10 protein-coding genes, 1 tRNA gene and 1 pseudogene are annotated in these 15,140 nt (G+C 61.4%); 8 read left to right on the forward strand and 4 right to left on the reverse strand.

Annotation, left to right across the window (positions count from 1 at the left end):
* The first annotated feature begins 103 nt into the window (after nt 1-103).
* The 4 genes from K0F88_RS17750 to K0F88_RS17765 all read left to right on the forward strand — a co-directional run bounded on the left by K0F88_RS17750 (nt 104) and on the right by K0F88_RS17765 (nt 4,378).
* A tRNA-Asp gene (locus K0F88_RS17750) sits at nt 104-180 on the forward strand.
* 250 nt (nt 181-430) lie between these two features.
* Nucleotides 431-940: a sigma-70 family RNA polymerase sigma factor gene (locus K0F88_RS17755; protein ID WP_094471622.1), complete on the forward strand. Its 510-nt coding sequence runs from the start codon at nt 431-433 to the stop codon at nt 938-940.
* A complete protein-coding gene (locus K0F88_RS17760) occupies nt 937-1,887 on the forward strand; it encodes a FecR domain-containing protein (RefSeq protein ID WP_094471623.1) in 951 nt (316 codons plus the stop codon). The genes K0F88_RS17755 and K0F88_RS17760 overlap by 4 nt, the downstream gene beginning before the upstream one ends.
* Before the next feature lie 67 nt (nt 1,888-1,954).
* Nucleotides 1,955-4,378 (forward strand): TonB-dependent receptor, encoded by a 2,424-nt coding sequence (locus tag K0F88_RS17765; RefSeq protein ID WP_219095901.1) that lies wholly within the window; start codon nt 1,955-1,957, stop codon nt 4,376-4,378.
* A gap of 142 nt (nt 4,379-4,520) precedes the next feature.
* Here K0F88_RS17765 and aldA read toward each other — a convergent pair.
* From aldA to K0F88_RS17785, 4 genes and pseudogenes are all read right to left on the reverse strand, one after another.
* Nucleotides 4,521-5,954 (reverse strand): annotated as a pseudogene (aldA, locus tag K0F88_RS17770) (aldehyde dehydrogenase).
* A gap of 20 nt (nt 5,955-5,974) precedes the next feature.
* Nucleotides 5,975-6,775, reverse strand: a complete 801-nt coding sequence (locus tag K0F88_RS17775; protein ID WP_094471625.1) for an aldolase/citrate lyase family protein — start codon at nt 6,773-6,775, stop codon at nt 5,975-5,977.
* Between the two features lie 14 nt (nt 6,776-6,789).
* Nucleotides 6,790-7,974 carry an L-rhamnonate dehydratase gene (gene rhmD, locus K0F88_RS17780; protein ID WP_094471626.1) on the reverse strand — a complete coding sequence of 395 codons (1,185 nt, stop codon included), beginning with the start codon at nt 7,972-7,974 and terminating at the stop codon, nt 6,790-6,792.
* 16 nt (nt 7,975-7,990) lie between these two features.
* The gene (locus K0F88_RS17785; protein ID WP_094471627.1) at nt 7,991-9,286 is read right to left on the reverse strand and encodes an MFS transporter; all 1,296 of its coding nucleotides are present in this window, start codon (nt 9,284-9,286) and stop codon (nt 7,991-7,993) included.
* Nucleotides 9,287-9,411: 125 nt separating this feature from the next.
* On the opposite strand from K0F88_RS17785, the gene K0F88_RS17790 reads away from it, so the two are divergent.
* The 4 genes from K0F88_RS17790 (at nt 9,412) to K0F88_RS17805 (ending at nt 15,139) form a co-directional block, all read left to right on the forward strand.
* Nucleotides 9,412-10,353 (forward strand): LysR family transcriptional regulator, encoded by a 942-nt coding sequence (locus K0F88_RS17790; RefSeq protein WP_094471628.1) that lies wholly within the window; start codon nt 9,412-9,414, stop codon nt 10,351-10,353.
* Between the two features lie 184 nt (nt 10,354-10,537).
* Nucleotides 10,538-13,369, forward strand: a complete 2,832-nt coding sequence (locus K0F88_RS17795; protein WP_094471629.1) for a xanthine dehydrogenase family protein molybdopterin-binding subunit — start codon at nt 10,538-10,540, stop codon at nt 13,367-13,369.
* Nucleotides 13,362-13,901, forward strand: a complete 540-nt coding sequence (locus K0F88_RS17800) for a (2Fe-2S)-binding protein (RefSeq protein WP_094471630.1) — start codon at nt 13,362-13,364, stop codon at nt 13,899-13,901. Before K0F88_RS17795 ends, K0F88_RS17800 begins: the two co-directional genes overlap by 8 nt.
* A 2-nt stretch (nt 13,902-13,903) precedes the next feature.
* Nucleotides 13,904-15,139 carry a cytochrome c gene (locus tag K0F88_RS17805; protein ID WP_094471631.1) on the forward strand — a complete coding sequence of 412 codons (1,236 nt, stop codon included), beginning with the start codon at nt 13,904-13,906 and terminating at the stop codon, nt 15,137-15,139.
* The last annotated feature ends 1 nt before the right edge of the window (nt 15,140 follow it).

The following is a 15,140-nucleotide window of genomic DNA, read 5'->3' on the forward strand; positions in this document are numbered from 1 at the left end:
TTTTCCGAGTCAGGCTTGCCCTGATTCGAGATTGAAAGAGAGATTGAAAAGTCTCGGAGCTTTCAGTCAGACGAGTTACTTGGACGCAAGTCCAAAGCGATACGCAGCGGTAGTTCAGTCGGTTAGAATACCGGCCTGTCACGCCGGGGGTCGCGGGTTCGAGTCCCGTCCGCTGCGCCATATCTGCCTCAAGGCCCACTGAGCGCCTTGGAGCTACGAAGAAAGCCGCTGGCAATCTTCGAGTCGATAGCAAAGACCCTGGTCGAAAGACCGGGGTTTTTTGTGTCTGCGATTTGGCTTTTCCTCTCCTCAATACCCTCCTCATTGAACCTTTCTGCTCAGTCGATGCATAAAGGGCTTCCTTCATACGCCCGACATTAATTAGAATCACTCTCATTTACGATAACTCCTTGGCACAGGGCTTCTTGAAATGAGCGATGCAGCGATGCCGGAGGAGCAAACCTTCCATGACTTGTACCGCGACCATCGCGGCTGGCTCGAAAGCTGGTTGAGACGACGCATGAGCAATGGTCATGATGCGGCGGACCTGAGCCAGGATACGTTCGTGCGCGTGCTTGCCAGCTCCCAGCACATTGCTGACCTGCAAGAGCCCCGCGCTTACCTGGCGACCGTGGGCAAACGGCTGCTGACCAACTTCTACAAGCGCCGCAGCCTCGAACAGGCTTACCTCAATGCACTGGCGCTGCTGCCTGAAGACTGCGTGCCATCCCCCGAGCAGCGCTGGATCCTGCTGGAAACCCTGCAAGCCCTCGACGAATTGCTCGATGGATTGCCGCCCCCGGTACGACGGGCATTTCTCTGGAGCCAACTGGAAGGCCTGGGTTACCAGGAAATCGCCGAGCGCCTGCAAGTCTCCGAACGCACGATCAAGCGCTACATGGCCCAAGCCTACGAACACTGCCTGCTGGTGGACCTGTGATCGGTTCAGCCCCTTCGGCAGACGCCCGCCAAGTCATACGGGCTGCCGCGCAGTGGCTGGCGCTCATGGAATCGGGCACTGCTAATGAGCGAGACCGAGCCGAGTTACAGAGCTGGCGCGACAGCCATTCCAGCCACGAGCAGGCCTGGCAGAAAGCGCAACGCTTGCGTCAACGTTTTGCTGACGTGCCGTCAGCCTTGGCGATGGCCAGTCTGGATCGGCCGCAGCCGAGCCGGCGTGCGGTACTCAAGCGCGCCATCGGAGCGGTGGCGTTGGTGCCGACCGCTTGGCTGATCAGTCGGCAGTTGCCTCTGGATGTCTGGAGCGCGGACTTCAGGACAGCGACCGGGGAGGGCAAGAAAGTCCGGTTGGCCGATGGCAGCTCGCTGCAATTGAACACTGCGAGCGCCGTCGATATCGATCTGAACAATCGGCTACTGAAGCTTGTGGAGGGCGAGATAGCCTTGAAAGTCCCCGGTTCGTCGCCGCTGACGATACAGACTCACTTCGGTCAGGTAGTCGTCAGTCAAAGCGAAGTGTGTGTTCGCCAGTGGCAGACGGGTTGCCGGGTGTCGGTGCTCAACGGCACGGTGCAGCTGCAGCCTTTGCGCGGATCGGTCTTTTCATTGCGCGCAGGCCAGCAAGTCAGCCTTCAGGCGGCAGGTGCCGGCGCTGTGGAACCCTTCGACGTGCTTGCTCCGGGCTGGCGAGACGGTGTGTTGATGGCACAGAACCAACCGCTGGGGGATTTTTTGCGCGAACTCAGCACCTATCGCCCGGGTGTGCTGCGCTGGGAGCCGGAACTGGAATCCCTGCGTGTCACCGGCAGTTTTCGCCTCGAAGACACCGATCGTATCCTGGCGCTGCTGGCGGCCAGCTTGCCGCTGGAGGTGCATTCGCGTACGCGTTATTGGGTCACGCTGCTGCCGCGCAAAAATAGTGTTTGAAGTGTGTCCCCTTTTTTCGCGTCGCTTGTCATTCAAGGCAAGTGAACGAATCAAGAGAGCTTCTTCAATGCCCGCAGTGTTCCCGTCGAGTCCGCGTCTGGCTTCATCCCGCCTGCGCCCGTTAATGCACTTGAGCCTGTTGCTGAGCCTCAGCGCCTGTCCTTTGTTTATCACCGCCGGTTGGGCCGAAGACGCGCCTCGACGCAGTTATCAGGTGCCGGCAGGCAGCCTCAGCGCAGCACTGACCCGTTTTGCCGGTCTGGCGGGCGTCAACCTTTCGGTTGACCCGGCGCTGGTGAGCGGGCGTAACAGCCCCGGTCTGTCCGGCGAATTCGCCGTGGAGGAGGGCTTTGCCCGGCTGCTGCAGGGTTCCGGCCTGCAATTGCAGCCAGTGGGCGAACAGGCCTACATCCTGACCCCGACTCCCGAAGGCAGCGGTCTGCAACTCGGCGCGACCTCGATTCTCGGCTCCATCGATCCGGTGGACGGCGATCCGTATGCTGGCGGCCAAGTCGCGCGTCGCGGTTCGCAAGGCTTGCTGGGCTCCAAAGATTTCATGGAAACGCCGTTCAGCATGACCACCTACACCAGCGAGGTGGTCAAGAACCAGCAGGCGCGGACCTTGGGCGACCTGATCGCCAACGATCCGTCGGTTCGTGCCACCAACCCGGCGGGCGGGCGTTATGAGCAGTTCACCATTCGTGGACTCAGCCTGTTCAACAGTGATGTGGCCTACAACGGTCTCTACGGCGTGTTGCCGACTTATACGATCGACATGGAGATGGCCGACCGCGTCGACGTCCTCAAAGGTCCGAGCCAGCTGATCAACGGCATCTCGCCGCGAGGCAGCGTGGGTGGCGGAATCAACGTGGTGCCCAAGCGCGCCACCGACACGCCCATCACTTCGTTTACCGGTATGTACGCTTCCGACAGCCAGGTCGGCGGTGCCGTGGATGTTGGCCGGCGCTTTGGTGAAGACAACAAGTTCGGCATTCGCTTCAACGGCGTCAAGCAGTCCGGCGACACCGAATGGGATCAGCAGAATGTCGACCGCGAGATGGCGGTGCTGGGCCTGGATTTTCGCGGTGAACACCTGCGTCTCTCCACGGACATCGGGCGTACCGAGCGTGACACCGACGCGCCGCAGGAGCGCGTGCAGGTCAACGCCAACGCACAGGTTCCACATGCCAGCGATGTGCGTCACAACTATGCGCAACCCTGGAGCAAGGCGAGTACCAACGACACCTTCGGCACGGTGAACGCCGAATTCGACGTCAACGATTCCGTCATGCTCTACGGCGGCGTGGGCGCGCGTAAAAGCAACCATGACTTCCTCCGGCATGCCGTGGCGGTCACCAACGACAAGGGCGATTTCAGCGTTCAACCCCGTGATTTCACCCGCGATGAAAACGTCCGGACGGCCACGGCTGGGGTGCGCAACTGGTTTCATACCGGTCCGGTGAGCCATGAGGTCAACCTGGCGGCCAGCTATTTCTACATGGACTTCGAAAATGGCGGCGCACGTTACGCGGCGGCCCCCAGCAACCTCTACAACCCTGTGGAAACACCTACGCCGGTGCGGCCGACGCGACAGGATCCGAAGGTCTATACCGAAAACCGCTTCAGCGGCGTGGCGTTGTCCGACACCCTGGGGTTCTTTGATGACCGGCTGTTACTGACCCTCGGTGCCCGCTGGCAACGGGTGAAGGTTGACGACTGGTCGGATAATGTCAAAGGCGACACCGCCTACGACGAGGAAAAGGTTTCGCCGTCGGGCGGCATTCTGTTTAAGGCCACCGATAAGCTGTCGCTGTACGCCAACTACATGGAAGGCCTGAGCCAGGGCAAGATCGCGCCGTCGACCTCAATCAACGAAGACGAGATTTTCCCGCCGTTCATCAGCCGCCAGGTCGAGGTCGGCGCCAAGTATGACGCTGGCGCGTTTGCCCTGACCGCTGCGGTGTTCCGGATCAAGCAGCCGGCCTATGAGACCAACGCCACAACGCGGGTCTTCGGCCCGAACGGCAAGCGTGAAAATACGGGTGTGGAACTGAGTGTGTTCGGTGAGCCGCTCGAGGGTTTTCGCCTGCTCGGTGGCGTCATGTATATCGACAGCGAATTGACCAACACCGCCAATGGCACCTTCGACGGCAACCGGGCGCCGGCCACGCCGAAATACAACGTCAACCTGGGCGCTGAGTGGGACGTGCCGACCGTGCAGGGCCTGACCCTCACCAGTCGCGGCATCTATTCCAGTTCGCAGTATCTGGACCAGTCCAACAACAAGGAGATCGATTCGTGGGAGCGTTTCGACGTGGGCGCGCGCTACGCGTTCAAGGTCGAGGAAAAGAACATCACATTGCGCGCCAACATCGAGAACGTGGCAGACAAGCGCTACTGGAGTTCGGCCGGGGCGTCGGATGACAGCGAGCCGGGTCTGACGCTGTCGACGCCGCGGACCTACCTGCTTTCTGCGACCGTGGATTTCTGACGGATAGCTTTGACTGACATGACGCCATCGCGGGCAAGCCCGCTCCCACAATGATCTGTGTTGTTCCACACATTGAGTGAACTCCAAGAACCCTGTGGGAGCGGGCTTGCCCGCGATGGCGGCGTCAGCAACACCGCCAGGCTCAGCCTTGCAAGTAAACCGCATGGGTATGGGTGTACTCATACAACCCATGCTTGCCATCCGCGCCGCCAATCCCGGATTTACGCACCCCGGCATGGAAGCCCTGCATAGCCTCGAAGTTCTCCCGGTTGACGTAAGTCTCGCCAAAATCCAGCTCACGCATCGCGTGCATGGTTTTACTCAGGTCGCGGGTGTAGATCGACGAGGTCAGGCCATAGTCGCAGTCGTTGGCCAGGGCGATGGCTTCGTCGAGGTCGTCGATAATCTGGATCGGCAGCACCGGGCCGAAAATCTCTTCGCGCATGATTTCCATGTCGGCGCTGCACCCGGCCAATACCGTGGGCTGGAAGTGAAAGCCGTTCGGTAGATCGGCAATCTGCCCACCGCTGACCAGACTCGCGCCCTGGCTCAAGGCCGTGCGCACTTTGCGGTTGACGCTGTCCAGGCCCTGACGGTTGATCAGCGGACCCATTTCCACCTCAGGCTGAGCAATCGGATCGCCATAACGGGTCGCGCTCATCGCCGCTGCGATGCGTTCGATAAACGGGTCGGCGACCTTGCGTTCGACGTACACCCGCTCGGCGCAATTGCACACCTGGCCGCTGTTGATGATCCGCGAATCGCGAATGGCTTTTACTGCCAGATCGAGGTCGGCATCCGCCAGCACAATGGCCGGCGCCTTGCCGCCCAGTTCCAGGTTGAGTTTGGTGATGTTCGGTGCGGCGGCGGCCATGATTCGTGAGCCGGTGTCGACGCTACCGGTGAAGCTGATCATGTCCACGCCCTTATGCGCACTGAGCGCCGCGCCCACTCGACCGTCGCCGCAGACCACGTTGAACACGCCGGGCGGCAGGTCGGTTTCGGCCACCAGTCGGGCGAATTCGAATCAGTTGTTCGGGGTTTCTTCACTGGGTTTGATCACGAGGGTATTGCCAGTCAGCAGGGCCGGCGCCATCTTGCGGGCGATCAGGAAGAACGGGAAATTCCACGGCAGAATCCCGGCGACCACGCCCAGTGGTTTGCGAAACAGAAAGATGTTTTCGTTCTGCCGGTCGCTGGTGATGATTTCACCTTCGATGCGCCGGGCCCACTCGGCCATGTAGTCGAGGTAATCGGCGGTGAAATTGACTTCCACCTCCGCCAAACCGCTGACCTTGCCTTGTTCCAGGGTGATGGTGCGTGCCAAGTGCTGGACGTTCTCCCGCAGCTTGGCGGCGATCCGGCGAAGATGCCCGGCGCGCTCAATCGCCGGTTTGCGCGACCAGTCCTTTTGCGCGGCGCGCGCGGCGGCAAGGGCGCGGTCGACGTCTTCGGCCGTCGAGGCCGGGACTTTCGACAGCACGACACCCGTGGCCGGGTTGATCACATCGAGATGGGTAGCGCTGGCCACGAACTGGCCGTTGATGAAGTTTTCGTACACAGGCACGGACGACATTGGGGCGACTCCTTGGCTGATCAGTAAGTGCGCGACGGCGCGTGTTCGGTGGCCGGTGCGCGGTAACGGGCGAGGGTGGTCATGGCGCTTTGGCGCAGCAGGCTGATGTCGATGGCCACGGCAATGAACTGGCAGCCCCAGCTTTGATAGCGGCGCGCGTCTTCTTCGTTTGGCGCGAGGATGCCGCAGGCCTTGCCGGCGGCGAGCGTTGCTTTCACCGCGTGCTGGATACGTTCCTGAACTTCAGGATGGCCAGGGTTGCCAGCATGGCCGAGGCCGATGGACAAATCCGCCGGGCCGATAAACACCGCGTCGACGCCTTCGACGGCGGCGATCGCTTCGACGTTTTCCACGCCAATCCGCGATTCCACCTGAACGATCAGGCACAACTGTTCATGGGCAGTGTTGAGGTAATCAGGCACGCCGTCCCAGCGCGTGGCGCGGGTCAAGCCGCCGCCGACGCCGCGAACGCCGTGGGGCGGGTAACGCATGGCGCGCACCAGGGCGGCCGCTTGCTCGGCGGTTTCGACCATCGGGATCATCAGCGTCTGCGCACCGATATCCAGCAGTTGCTTGATCAGGTTGGCGTCGCCCGTGACCGCGCGCACCACTGGCGCGGTGGAGTAGGGCGCCACCGCCTGCAATTGCGCGAGTACGCCGGGCACAGTATTTGGCGCGTGTTCACCGTCGATCAGCATCCAGTCGTAGCCGGTGGTGGCGACGATTTCGGCGGCGTAGCCGGTGGCGAAACCGGCCCAGATTCCGTATTGGGTCGCCGGATTATTCAGCGCGGCCTTGAAAGCGTTGTGAGGCATGTTCATGGCGGGGTCCTTTCTCAGCGGTTATACGGCCGATGCAGTTGGCATTCCGGGTTGAGGGTCACGCCGAAACCTGGCTGGTCGAGTGCCGACAGGCGCATGCGGCCATTCACCGGCACCGGCTCGCCGAGCAATTGCGGGTGGAACATCGGCACTACTTCGTCCGCCTTCGGCGCCATCATTAGAAACTCGGCGAACGGGCTGTTATGCCGGGTGGCGACGAAGTGGTAGCTGTAAACCGAAGAACCGTGGGGAATGACCAGCGCGTTATGGGCGTCTGCCAGCGCCGAGATTTTCACCAGCTCGGTGATGCCGCCGCACCAGCCAACGTCCGGCTGGATGATGTCGCAGCAGCCCATTTCCAGAAGCATGCGGAAACCCCAACGGGTCGCTTCGTGTTCGCCGGTGGTCACCAGCATGCCTTTGGGCACGTTGCTGCGCAGGGCCGCGTAGCCCCAGTAATCGTCCGGCGGCAGGGCTTCTTCGATCCACTTCAAGCCGTACTCGTGGGCGCCGACCGCCAGTTTGGTGGCGTAGTTGAGGTCCAGGCTCATCCAGCAATCAAGCATCAGCCAGAAGTCCGGGCCGACCCGTTCGCGCATGGTCGCCAGTTCTTCGAGGTTCTTGCGCAGGCCTTCCTCGCCTTCGGCCGGGCCGTGGTGCAACGGCATCTTGCCGCCGATGAAACCCATTTTCTGCGCCAGGTCCGGACGGGCGCCGGTGGCGTAGAACTGCAATTCGTCGCGCACCGCACCGCCGAGCAACTGATGCACCGGCTCTTTGCGGATCTTGCCGAGCAAGTCCCACAACGCCAGATCAACCCCGGAGATCGTGTTGATGACGATGCCTTTGCGACCGTAATACAGGGTCGATTGGTACATCTGGTCCCAGATTTTTTCGATGTCGGTGACCCGTGCGCCTTCGAGGAAACGCGCCAGGTGTTTTTCGACAATGTACGCGGCAGGCTCGCCGCCGGTGGTGACGGCGAAACCAACCGTGCCGTCGCTGGCTTCGATCTCGACCACCAGGGTCCCGAGCACGTTGATGCCGAAGGTGCGGCGGCTCTGGCGGTACTCGGGGTATTTGCTCATCGGCGTGGCAATGTGATCGTCGATCCAGTGACCGTCCGCCTGATCGTGATAATCCGCGCCGCCGCCTCTCAACGTGAAGGCGCGGACGTGTTTGATGGTTGGAATGCCCATGGTGTGACTCCTCAGGTTAAGCGGTGGCCGGTGTGTTGGAAGGCTTCTGGACGGGTGAGCGGATGCCCAGGACCAGCAACGCGGCGATGACAGTGGTGCCAGCCAGCACGTACAAGCCTGCGGCCGGTGAATGGAAGGCGCCTTCGGCCCAGTTCTTCAGGACCGGGGCGATGAAGCCGCCGAGGGCACCGAACGAATTGATCAAAGCGATCCCGGCTGCAGCGGCGCTGCCGGCGAGATAGCTGGAAGGGAAGGTCCAGAACACCGGTTGCACAGCGATGAAACCGGAAGCGGCGAAGCACAGGGCGACGATGCCGAGGAACGGGCTGGCAAAGGTGACCGAGCAGGCGATCCCGGCTGCGGACATCAGCAACGTCAGGCAGGCGGTGCGGCGACGTTCGCCGGTGCGGTCGCTGTAGCCGGGGATCAGGTACGCCGCGACGATCGCGCAGATCCATGGAATTGCCGTGACCAACCCGACCATCAGCCCGACCTTGGTGCCCAACAGCCCGCCGACCTGGGTCGGCAGATAGAACACCACGCCGTAGACGCTGGCCTGAATCAGCAGATAAATCAGGCACAAGTACAGGATTGAGGGTTGGCACAGAACGTTGAGCAAGCTGCGGCCGTGATTCTGTTTGTGGCTGTCTTCTTGATCCAGGATGCCTTGCACTTGCTGGCGTTCTTCAACCGTCAGCCACTTCGCGTCGGCCGGGCGATTGTCCAGATACCAATAGGCCCAGACGCCCACCGCCGTGGCCATCAAGCCTTCAACCGCGAACAGCCATTGCCAGCCGTGGACGCCGGCAAATCCGTCCAGCTCCAGCAGCAAGCCAGACAACGGGCTGCCAAAGATGAACGCCAGCGGTGCACCGAAGTAGAAAAAGCCCATGGCTTTGCCACGCGCGGCGCTGGGGAACCAGTAGGTGAGGTAAAGAATGACACCAGGGAAGAAACCGGCCTCGGCCACGCCCAGCAAAAAGCGCAGGACGTAGAAGCTGGTTTCGGTGTGAGCGAAGACCATGGCGGCGGAGACCAGGCCCCAGGTGACCATGATCCGGCACATCCACAGACGGGCGCCGACGCGGTGCAGGATCAGATTGCTCGGCACTTCGAGCAGCGCGTAACCGACGAAGAACACCCCGGCGCCGAAGGCGAAAGCGGCGTCGCTGATATTGGTGTCGGCTTGAAAGGCTTGCTTGGCGAACCCGACGTTGGCGCGGTCGAGGAAGGCCATGATGTACATCAGTAGCAGGAAGGGGAGCAGCCGCCAGGAAATTTTGGCGAGCAGAGGCGCGGGTAGAGTCTTCATCGCAGTTTTCCTTTGGTAGGGCATTTGTTCTTATGGGAAAGACTGTACGGCCGTGGATCGATGCGTTACAAATCGAATCTAGCTCACAACTGATACCTTGAAGGTATCGATAACAAAGGCCCGCCATGACCACGCCGATCATCTCCCGCAGCCTGCTCAACCGCCTGCGCTACAAGCATTTGCACATGCTGGTGACGCTCAGCAGCAGTCAGAACCTGCATCGCGCCTCGCAAAGCCTGAACATGTCGCAACCGGCGGCGACCCGAATGCTCCATGAGATTGAAGACATGTTCGGCTGCGATCTGTTCGAGCGACTGCCCCGCGGAATGCGGCCGACGGCGCTGGGCAGTGAGTTGATTCGTTTCGCCGAATCCGCCATCAGCGGCCTCGACCGCTGCGCCGAAGACCTAATCGCGCGGCAGCAGGGCGGTTACGGTTATCTGTCCATCGGCACCATCATGGGCGCTGCGCCGGACCTGGTGATGGATTCGATTGCCGAAATCAAGGCGCTCAATCCGCAGTTGCGCATTCGCATCATGGGCGACACCAGCGACCAGGTGATCCAGTTACTGGAGCAGGGCCGCATCGACCTCGCCATTGCCCGGCGCAACGCTGCCACCGACAGCGAACATTACGAGTTCGAACAGCTGGGCAACGAACGGTTGCTGGTTGTCGTTCACGCCGGTCATCCCTTGGCGCAACGGGAAACACTCGAACTCTCGGAACTGGTCAGCGGCTGGCCGTGGATCCTGCAACCGGAAACCAGCCCGGCGCGCATCGGGCTGGATCAGGCCTTGCAGCGCCTGGCCTTGCCGACACCCGCCGACATCATCGAATGCAGCTCGGTGTACTCGATGCAGCAACTGATTCAACTGACCGACGCCATCATGGTGCTCTCGGAAACCGCGTTGCGCGACTACCTGAAAATGGGTCTGGTGGTGGCGCTGCCTGTTGCGCTGGATGTGCAACTGGCGCCGTTCGGATTGCTGCTGCGCAAGGGCGAACACATCAGCCGGGAGTTGGGTTTGTTCATCGATTTGCTCCGCCGAAAAGCGGCGGTTTTTTGATTCTTTGGTCAGATTTTTGTTACCAGTTGTTTTCTAAAAGCCCATAAATCTATAAAGTTAACCTTTCGGTCAGCTTTGCACTGCCAACACAGCCCTTTGCCTCGTCAAAAAGGGCTTCTGCAAGACTCGAGATCCCCAGAACATAACCAGAAGGGCGGACCCATAACCGCCCAGAGGATGATCCATGTCCAACCGTGAAATATCCCGGCGCTCGTTCCTTCAGGGCGGGCTGGTGGCGGGTGTGAGCGTGACGCTCACGCCACTCAGCAGTCAGGCGCTGGCGGCCTTGATGGAAAACAGCGTGACCGTGCCGTCCGAGCAATGGCTTGGCAACAACGGCAAGGCGCGCTCGCGTAACGATGCCTTGTCCAAGGTCTGCGGCAGCAAAGTGTTTGCCCGCGACATCCGCGCCAAGGACATGCCGGGCTGGCCGCAGCAGCAAGGCCACGCCATGCTGCTGAAAACCACCAAGGCTGATCGCATTTATGCCGGTTACGACCTGACGTGGCTCGGCACCGACGTGCAGCCGGACCGCATCGTCACCGCCGCCGACCTGGACAAGGACGGCATCGCTTTCCCGGAGGAACACGCACCGGATCCTCTGCTGCCGGAGGGCAAGGTGCCGATGTTCATCGGTCACCCGGTGGCGATCCTGATCTGGAACGACTTCGAGCGTTTCCGTCAGGCCAAGGCCAAGCTCAAATTCAATGACAAAGCGATTCGTTACGGCGACAAAGTGCCGTTCTACGAAGGCGATCCCTACGGCAGTTTCCGCTACGTGCGCGTCGGCGGGGCGACCTCGGCGGACGAAGACGAATTCGCCAGCCTCAAGGATTCGATCCTGTTCCCGATGTTGAAAAACCGTCGCCCGGTGTGGAATTCCCAGCCGGACCTGCACGGCAACCTGACCGAGCGCGGTTTGTTCTACGCCGAGCGCATGAAGCAACAGATCGACACGCCACCCGACAACTGGCTGGTGTTCGACGAGCGCTACAAAACCCCTTCGATCGAACCGGCCGCGATGGAGCCGGACAACGGAAACGGCTGGTACGACCCCGCGACCAAGACCCTGCATTTCGTCGTTGCCACCCAGTGCCCGCTGGAAACCGCGACCGAGACCGCGAAGATGATCGCGCCGTCGCGTTTCGGCCTGGCCAACCTGAACATGCACCCGGGCTACACCGTCGGTTATGGCTCCAAAGACCACAACATTTTCGTGTACTACGCAGCGCTTGCGGCGTTGTACGGCGCCGGCGTGCCGGTGCGTCTGGCCAACGATCGTTATGAGCAGTTCCAGAGCGGCATCAAGCGTCACCCGTTCGATATCCGCTACCAACTGGCGGTGGACAAGACCGATCACAGCTTCAAGATTTTCCGCGCCGAGATGAACGTCGACGGCGGTGGACGGATCAACTACAGCCCATCGGTGGCGGCGGTTGGTGCCACGTCGGCGCAATCGATCTATTACATGCCGCAGAACGATTTGCAGGTCACCGCCTACCATTCCCGCGCCGTTGAAGCCGGGTCGATGCGCGGTTACGGCACGCTGCAAAGCATGGCTTCCACCGAGATGATGGTCGATGAAATTGCCGATCGCCTCGGCATCGACGCCATTGATCTGCGCAAGAAAAACGCCATGGTCTCGGGCATGAAAAACACCCAGGGCGCGGTGCCGGCAGGTGCGTTGCGCCTGCACGAGATTCTCGACAAAGCAGCCGTGCACGAAGTCTGGAAAAACCGCGACGCGATCAAAAAGCAGCGCGAATCCCAGGACCCGGACAACTGGTACGGCGTCGGTTTTGCCATCTGCCAGAAAGACTTCGGCACCGGTTCTGAAGCGCCGATGGCCAGCATCGAATTCACCGCTGATGGGCACATCAGCCTGCGCCACATCGGTATCGAAATCGGTACCGGCATGTCCACCTCGCAAGCCTTGGTCGTGGCGGATTTCCTTGGCGTCCCGGCGACTGAAGTGAAGACCGGCGAGACCGAATGGAAAGAGTTGCAGCTGATCACCGGCGGCAACCCGTACCTCATGAGCCAGGCCGAGCAGGACAATGTGCTGCGCAATCCGCGCTGGGTCGGCAAGCTCGCCTCGGCCTCATCGGCGACCAATTCCGCCTACTACTTCAGCCACGCCACCCGTGAAGCGGCGCGCGTGTTGTTCAACCACGGTTTGTGGCCGGCGGCGTTGCAGATCTGGGGCCAGGGCCCTTACGGCGGCCAGGCCAACCCGTATGTGGTGCGCCGTGAAGATGCGCATTGGGTCGATGGCCGACTCACCGCCAACGGCATGCAGCCGCTGAGCTTCGAACAACTGGCCAAACACGCCCACGAAAAAGGCTTGGTGACTGGCGCGACCGTGCACGGTTTTAACCGCTGGAGCTGGGCCGAGGCCGAGTTCAGCATCGACGGCGTGCGCGAACGTCTGCCGCTGGACGGCTTGGCGGTGAAGTACGGCGACGGTGCGCCGAGCGTGAAAAAAGCGCAGATGAACAGTGCCGGTTTCCACTTGCTGGATCGCCAGAACGTGCATTACCCGGACACGCAGTTGAACAACGCGGCGGTGACTTATTACAGCCCGGTCGCGACGCTGGTGGAGCTGAAAGTGAACAAGGGCTCCGCCGACGTGCAAGTGTTCAACCATCACTCGTGGGTCGAGTGCGGTCGGGTGCTGGTGGAAGAACTGGTCAAGGGCCAGCTCGAAGGCGGGATCGCGATGGGTATCGGCCATGCGCTGATGGAAGAGATGCCGCTGTACGAAGGCGGGCCGGGGGAGGGCGACTGGAATTTCAACCGCTACCGCTTGCCAATGGCGCGCCACGTGGCGGTCTGGAAGCAGACGGCCGAGATCCTGCCGCCGCTGTCGCCGAGCGATCCATCCAAGGGCATCGCCGAAGTGGTGATGATCCCGGTGGTCGGTGCCATCGGTAACGCCGTGGCGCATGCCATCGGCAAACGGGTCCGCGACCTGCCCATCACTTCTGCACGCATCAAGGAGGCCCTCAATGGCTAACCGTCCGCTTCAACTGACCCTCAACGGTCAATCCGTCGGCCCGGTGGACATCCCTGATGACCTGCCGATGATCGACTACCTGCACGAATACAAAAACCTCACCGGCTCGCGCCTTGGCTGCGGCCAGGGCATTTGTCACGCCTGCGTCGTAATCGTCGACAACCCGGACGGCACCAGCGAAGAAGTGCGCACCTGCATCACCGGTGCGCATTATTTCGAAGGCAAAAAGGTGCGGACCATTGAAGGCCACGCGACCCGCGATGAGCAGGGCCAGGTCGTCGAACTCAATCCGATCCAGCAACGCTTCGTCGATGAGTTCGCTTTCCAGTGCAGCTACTGCGCGCCGGGTTTTGTGAACGCCGCGACGGTTTTGGTAGAGAAGCTGCAGCGTCAGCCCATCGTCAAAAGCCAGCTGGAAAAAGTCATCGAGGACAGCCTCGGTCACCACATCTGCCGCTGCACCGGCTACGTGCGGTATTACAGCGCGACGCGCAACGTGCTGACCGATCTCGGCCTGGTCAAGGAGGGTTGAGCATGAAGCATTTACTGTCCCGCCTGGCGTTGGCGGTGGGTCTGGCAGCGCCTGTCTTGCTGGCTCATGCGGATGAGCAAGTCGATCGCGGCGCCTATCTTGCCCGTGCCGCCGATTGCATGGCCTGCCACACCGCGCCGGGTGGCGCGCCGTATGCGGGTGGTCTACCGATCGTCTCGCCGTTCGGCACGATTTACGGCACCAACATCACCCCGAGCAAAGAGCACGGCATCGGTTTGTACAACGATGACGAATTCTTCGCCGCGCTCACCGAGGGCAAGCGTCGCGATGGCGCGAACCTGTACCCGGCGATGCCATACACCTCGTATCACTTGATGCCGCGCGCAGATTCCGATGCGATTCACGCGTACCTGAAAACCGTCGAGCCGATCGAACGGGCAGCGCCGGTCACGAGCCTGAGCTTTCCGTTCAACGTGCGCCTGGGCTTGACGGGCTGGAACATGCTCTACGGCAAGGACGTGAAGCTGGCGCCGGCCGACGGCAAAAGCGAAGCTTTCAAGCGCGGTCAATACATGGTCGATGTGCTCGGCCACTGCGGCGAATGCCACACGCCACGTGGATTGCCCGGTTCGATGCAGCAGGACAAACGCATGACCGGCGGCGTGCTCAACGGCTATCTGGCGCCTAGCCTGCTGGCCAACGACCTGGCCGCTCGCGGCTGGAATCATCAGGACCTGAGCTCGTTCCTCAAACACGGCATGAGCGCCCAAGGCACGATGTTCAACGAGATGTTCCCGGTGTTTCACAACAGCACCCAAGGCCTCAATGACCCGGACCTGGCGGCGATGGCGACCTTCCTGCTCGGCGATCAACCGCCGGCCGCGAAGGTACTGACCGACGTGCCGCTGGACAAACTCAGTGCCAGCGCCCAGCGCGGTCGTCAGGATTACCTGAACGTTTGCGCCGGTTGCCACGCGGTCGGCGGCGAGGGCAAGCCGCACATCGCCGTGGCCATGCGCGGCAACACCACGCTGCGCCTGGAAGATCCGCGCAACCTGGTGCGGGTGATCGACGACGGCATTGGTGAGCAGAAATTCGCCGGGTTCGAACACATGCAACCGATGCCGGGGTTCGCCGAGAAGCTCAGCCACGAGCAACTCACCGATCTGCTGAACTACCTGCGTCAAGGGTGGGGTGGTCAGTCGGGTGATCTGGCCGTGAGCGACGTGCAGACGTTGCGGGCCGATGCGCCGCCACTCGAGCACAAGGCGCACTGAC

Origin of the sequence: Pseudomonas sp. UMAB-40 (genome assembly GCF_900095275.1) — a bacterium.
GTDB lineage: Bacteria > Pseudomonadota > Gammaproteobacteria > Pseudomonadales > Pseudomonadaceae > Aquipseudomonas > Aquipseudomonas mandelii_B.

Excerpts from the sequence above, each read along its gene's own strand:
- K0F88_RS17755 (WP_094471622.1), top strand. The coding sequence starts at position 431 with ATGAGCGATGCAGCGATGCCGGAGGAGCAAACCTTCCATGACTTGTAC.
- K0F88_RS17765 (WP_219095901.1), top strand. The coding sequence starts at position 1,955 with ATGCCCGCAGTGTTCCCGTCGAGTCCGCGTCTGGCTTCATCCCGCCTG.
- K0F88_RS17775 (WP_094471625.1), bottom strand. The coding sequence starts at position 6,775 with ATGAACATGCCTCACAACGCTTTCAAGGCCGCGCTGAATAATCCGGCG.
- rhmD (WP_094471626.1), bottom strand. The coding sequence starts at position 7,974 with ATGGGCATTCCAACCATCAAACACGTCCGCGCCTTCACGTTGAGAGGC.
- K0F88_RS17785 (WP_094471627.1), bottom strand. The coding sequence starts at position 9,286 with ATGAAGACTCTACCCGCGCCTCTGCTCGCCAAAATTTCCTGGCGGCTG.
- K0F88_RS17790 (WP_094471628.1), top strand. The coding sequence starts at position 9,412 with ATGACCACGCCGATCATCTCCCGCAGCCTGCTCAACCGCCTGCGCTAC.
- K0F88_RS17795 (WP_094471629.1), top strand. The coding sequence starts at position 10,538 with ATGTCCAACCGTGAAATATCCCGGCGCTCGTTCCTTCAGGGCGGGCTG.
- K0F88_RS17800 (WP_094471630.1), top strand. The coding sequence starts at position 13,362 with ATGGCTAACCGTCCGCTTCAACTGACCCTCAACGGTCAATCCGTCGGC.
- K0F88_RS17805 (WP_094471631.1), top strand. The coding sequence starts at position 13,904 with ATGAAGCATTTACTGTCCCGCCTGGCGTTGGCGGTGGGTCTGGCAGCG.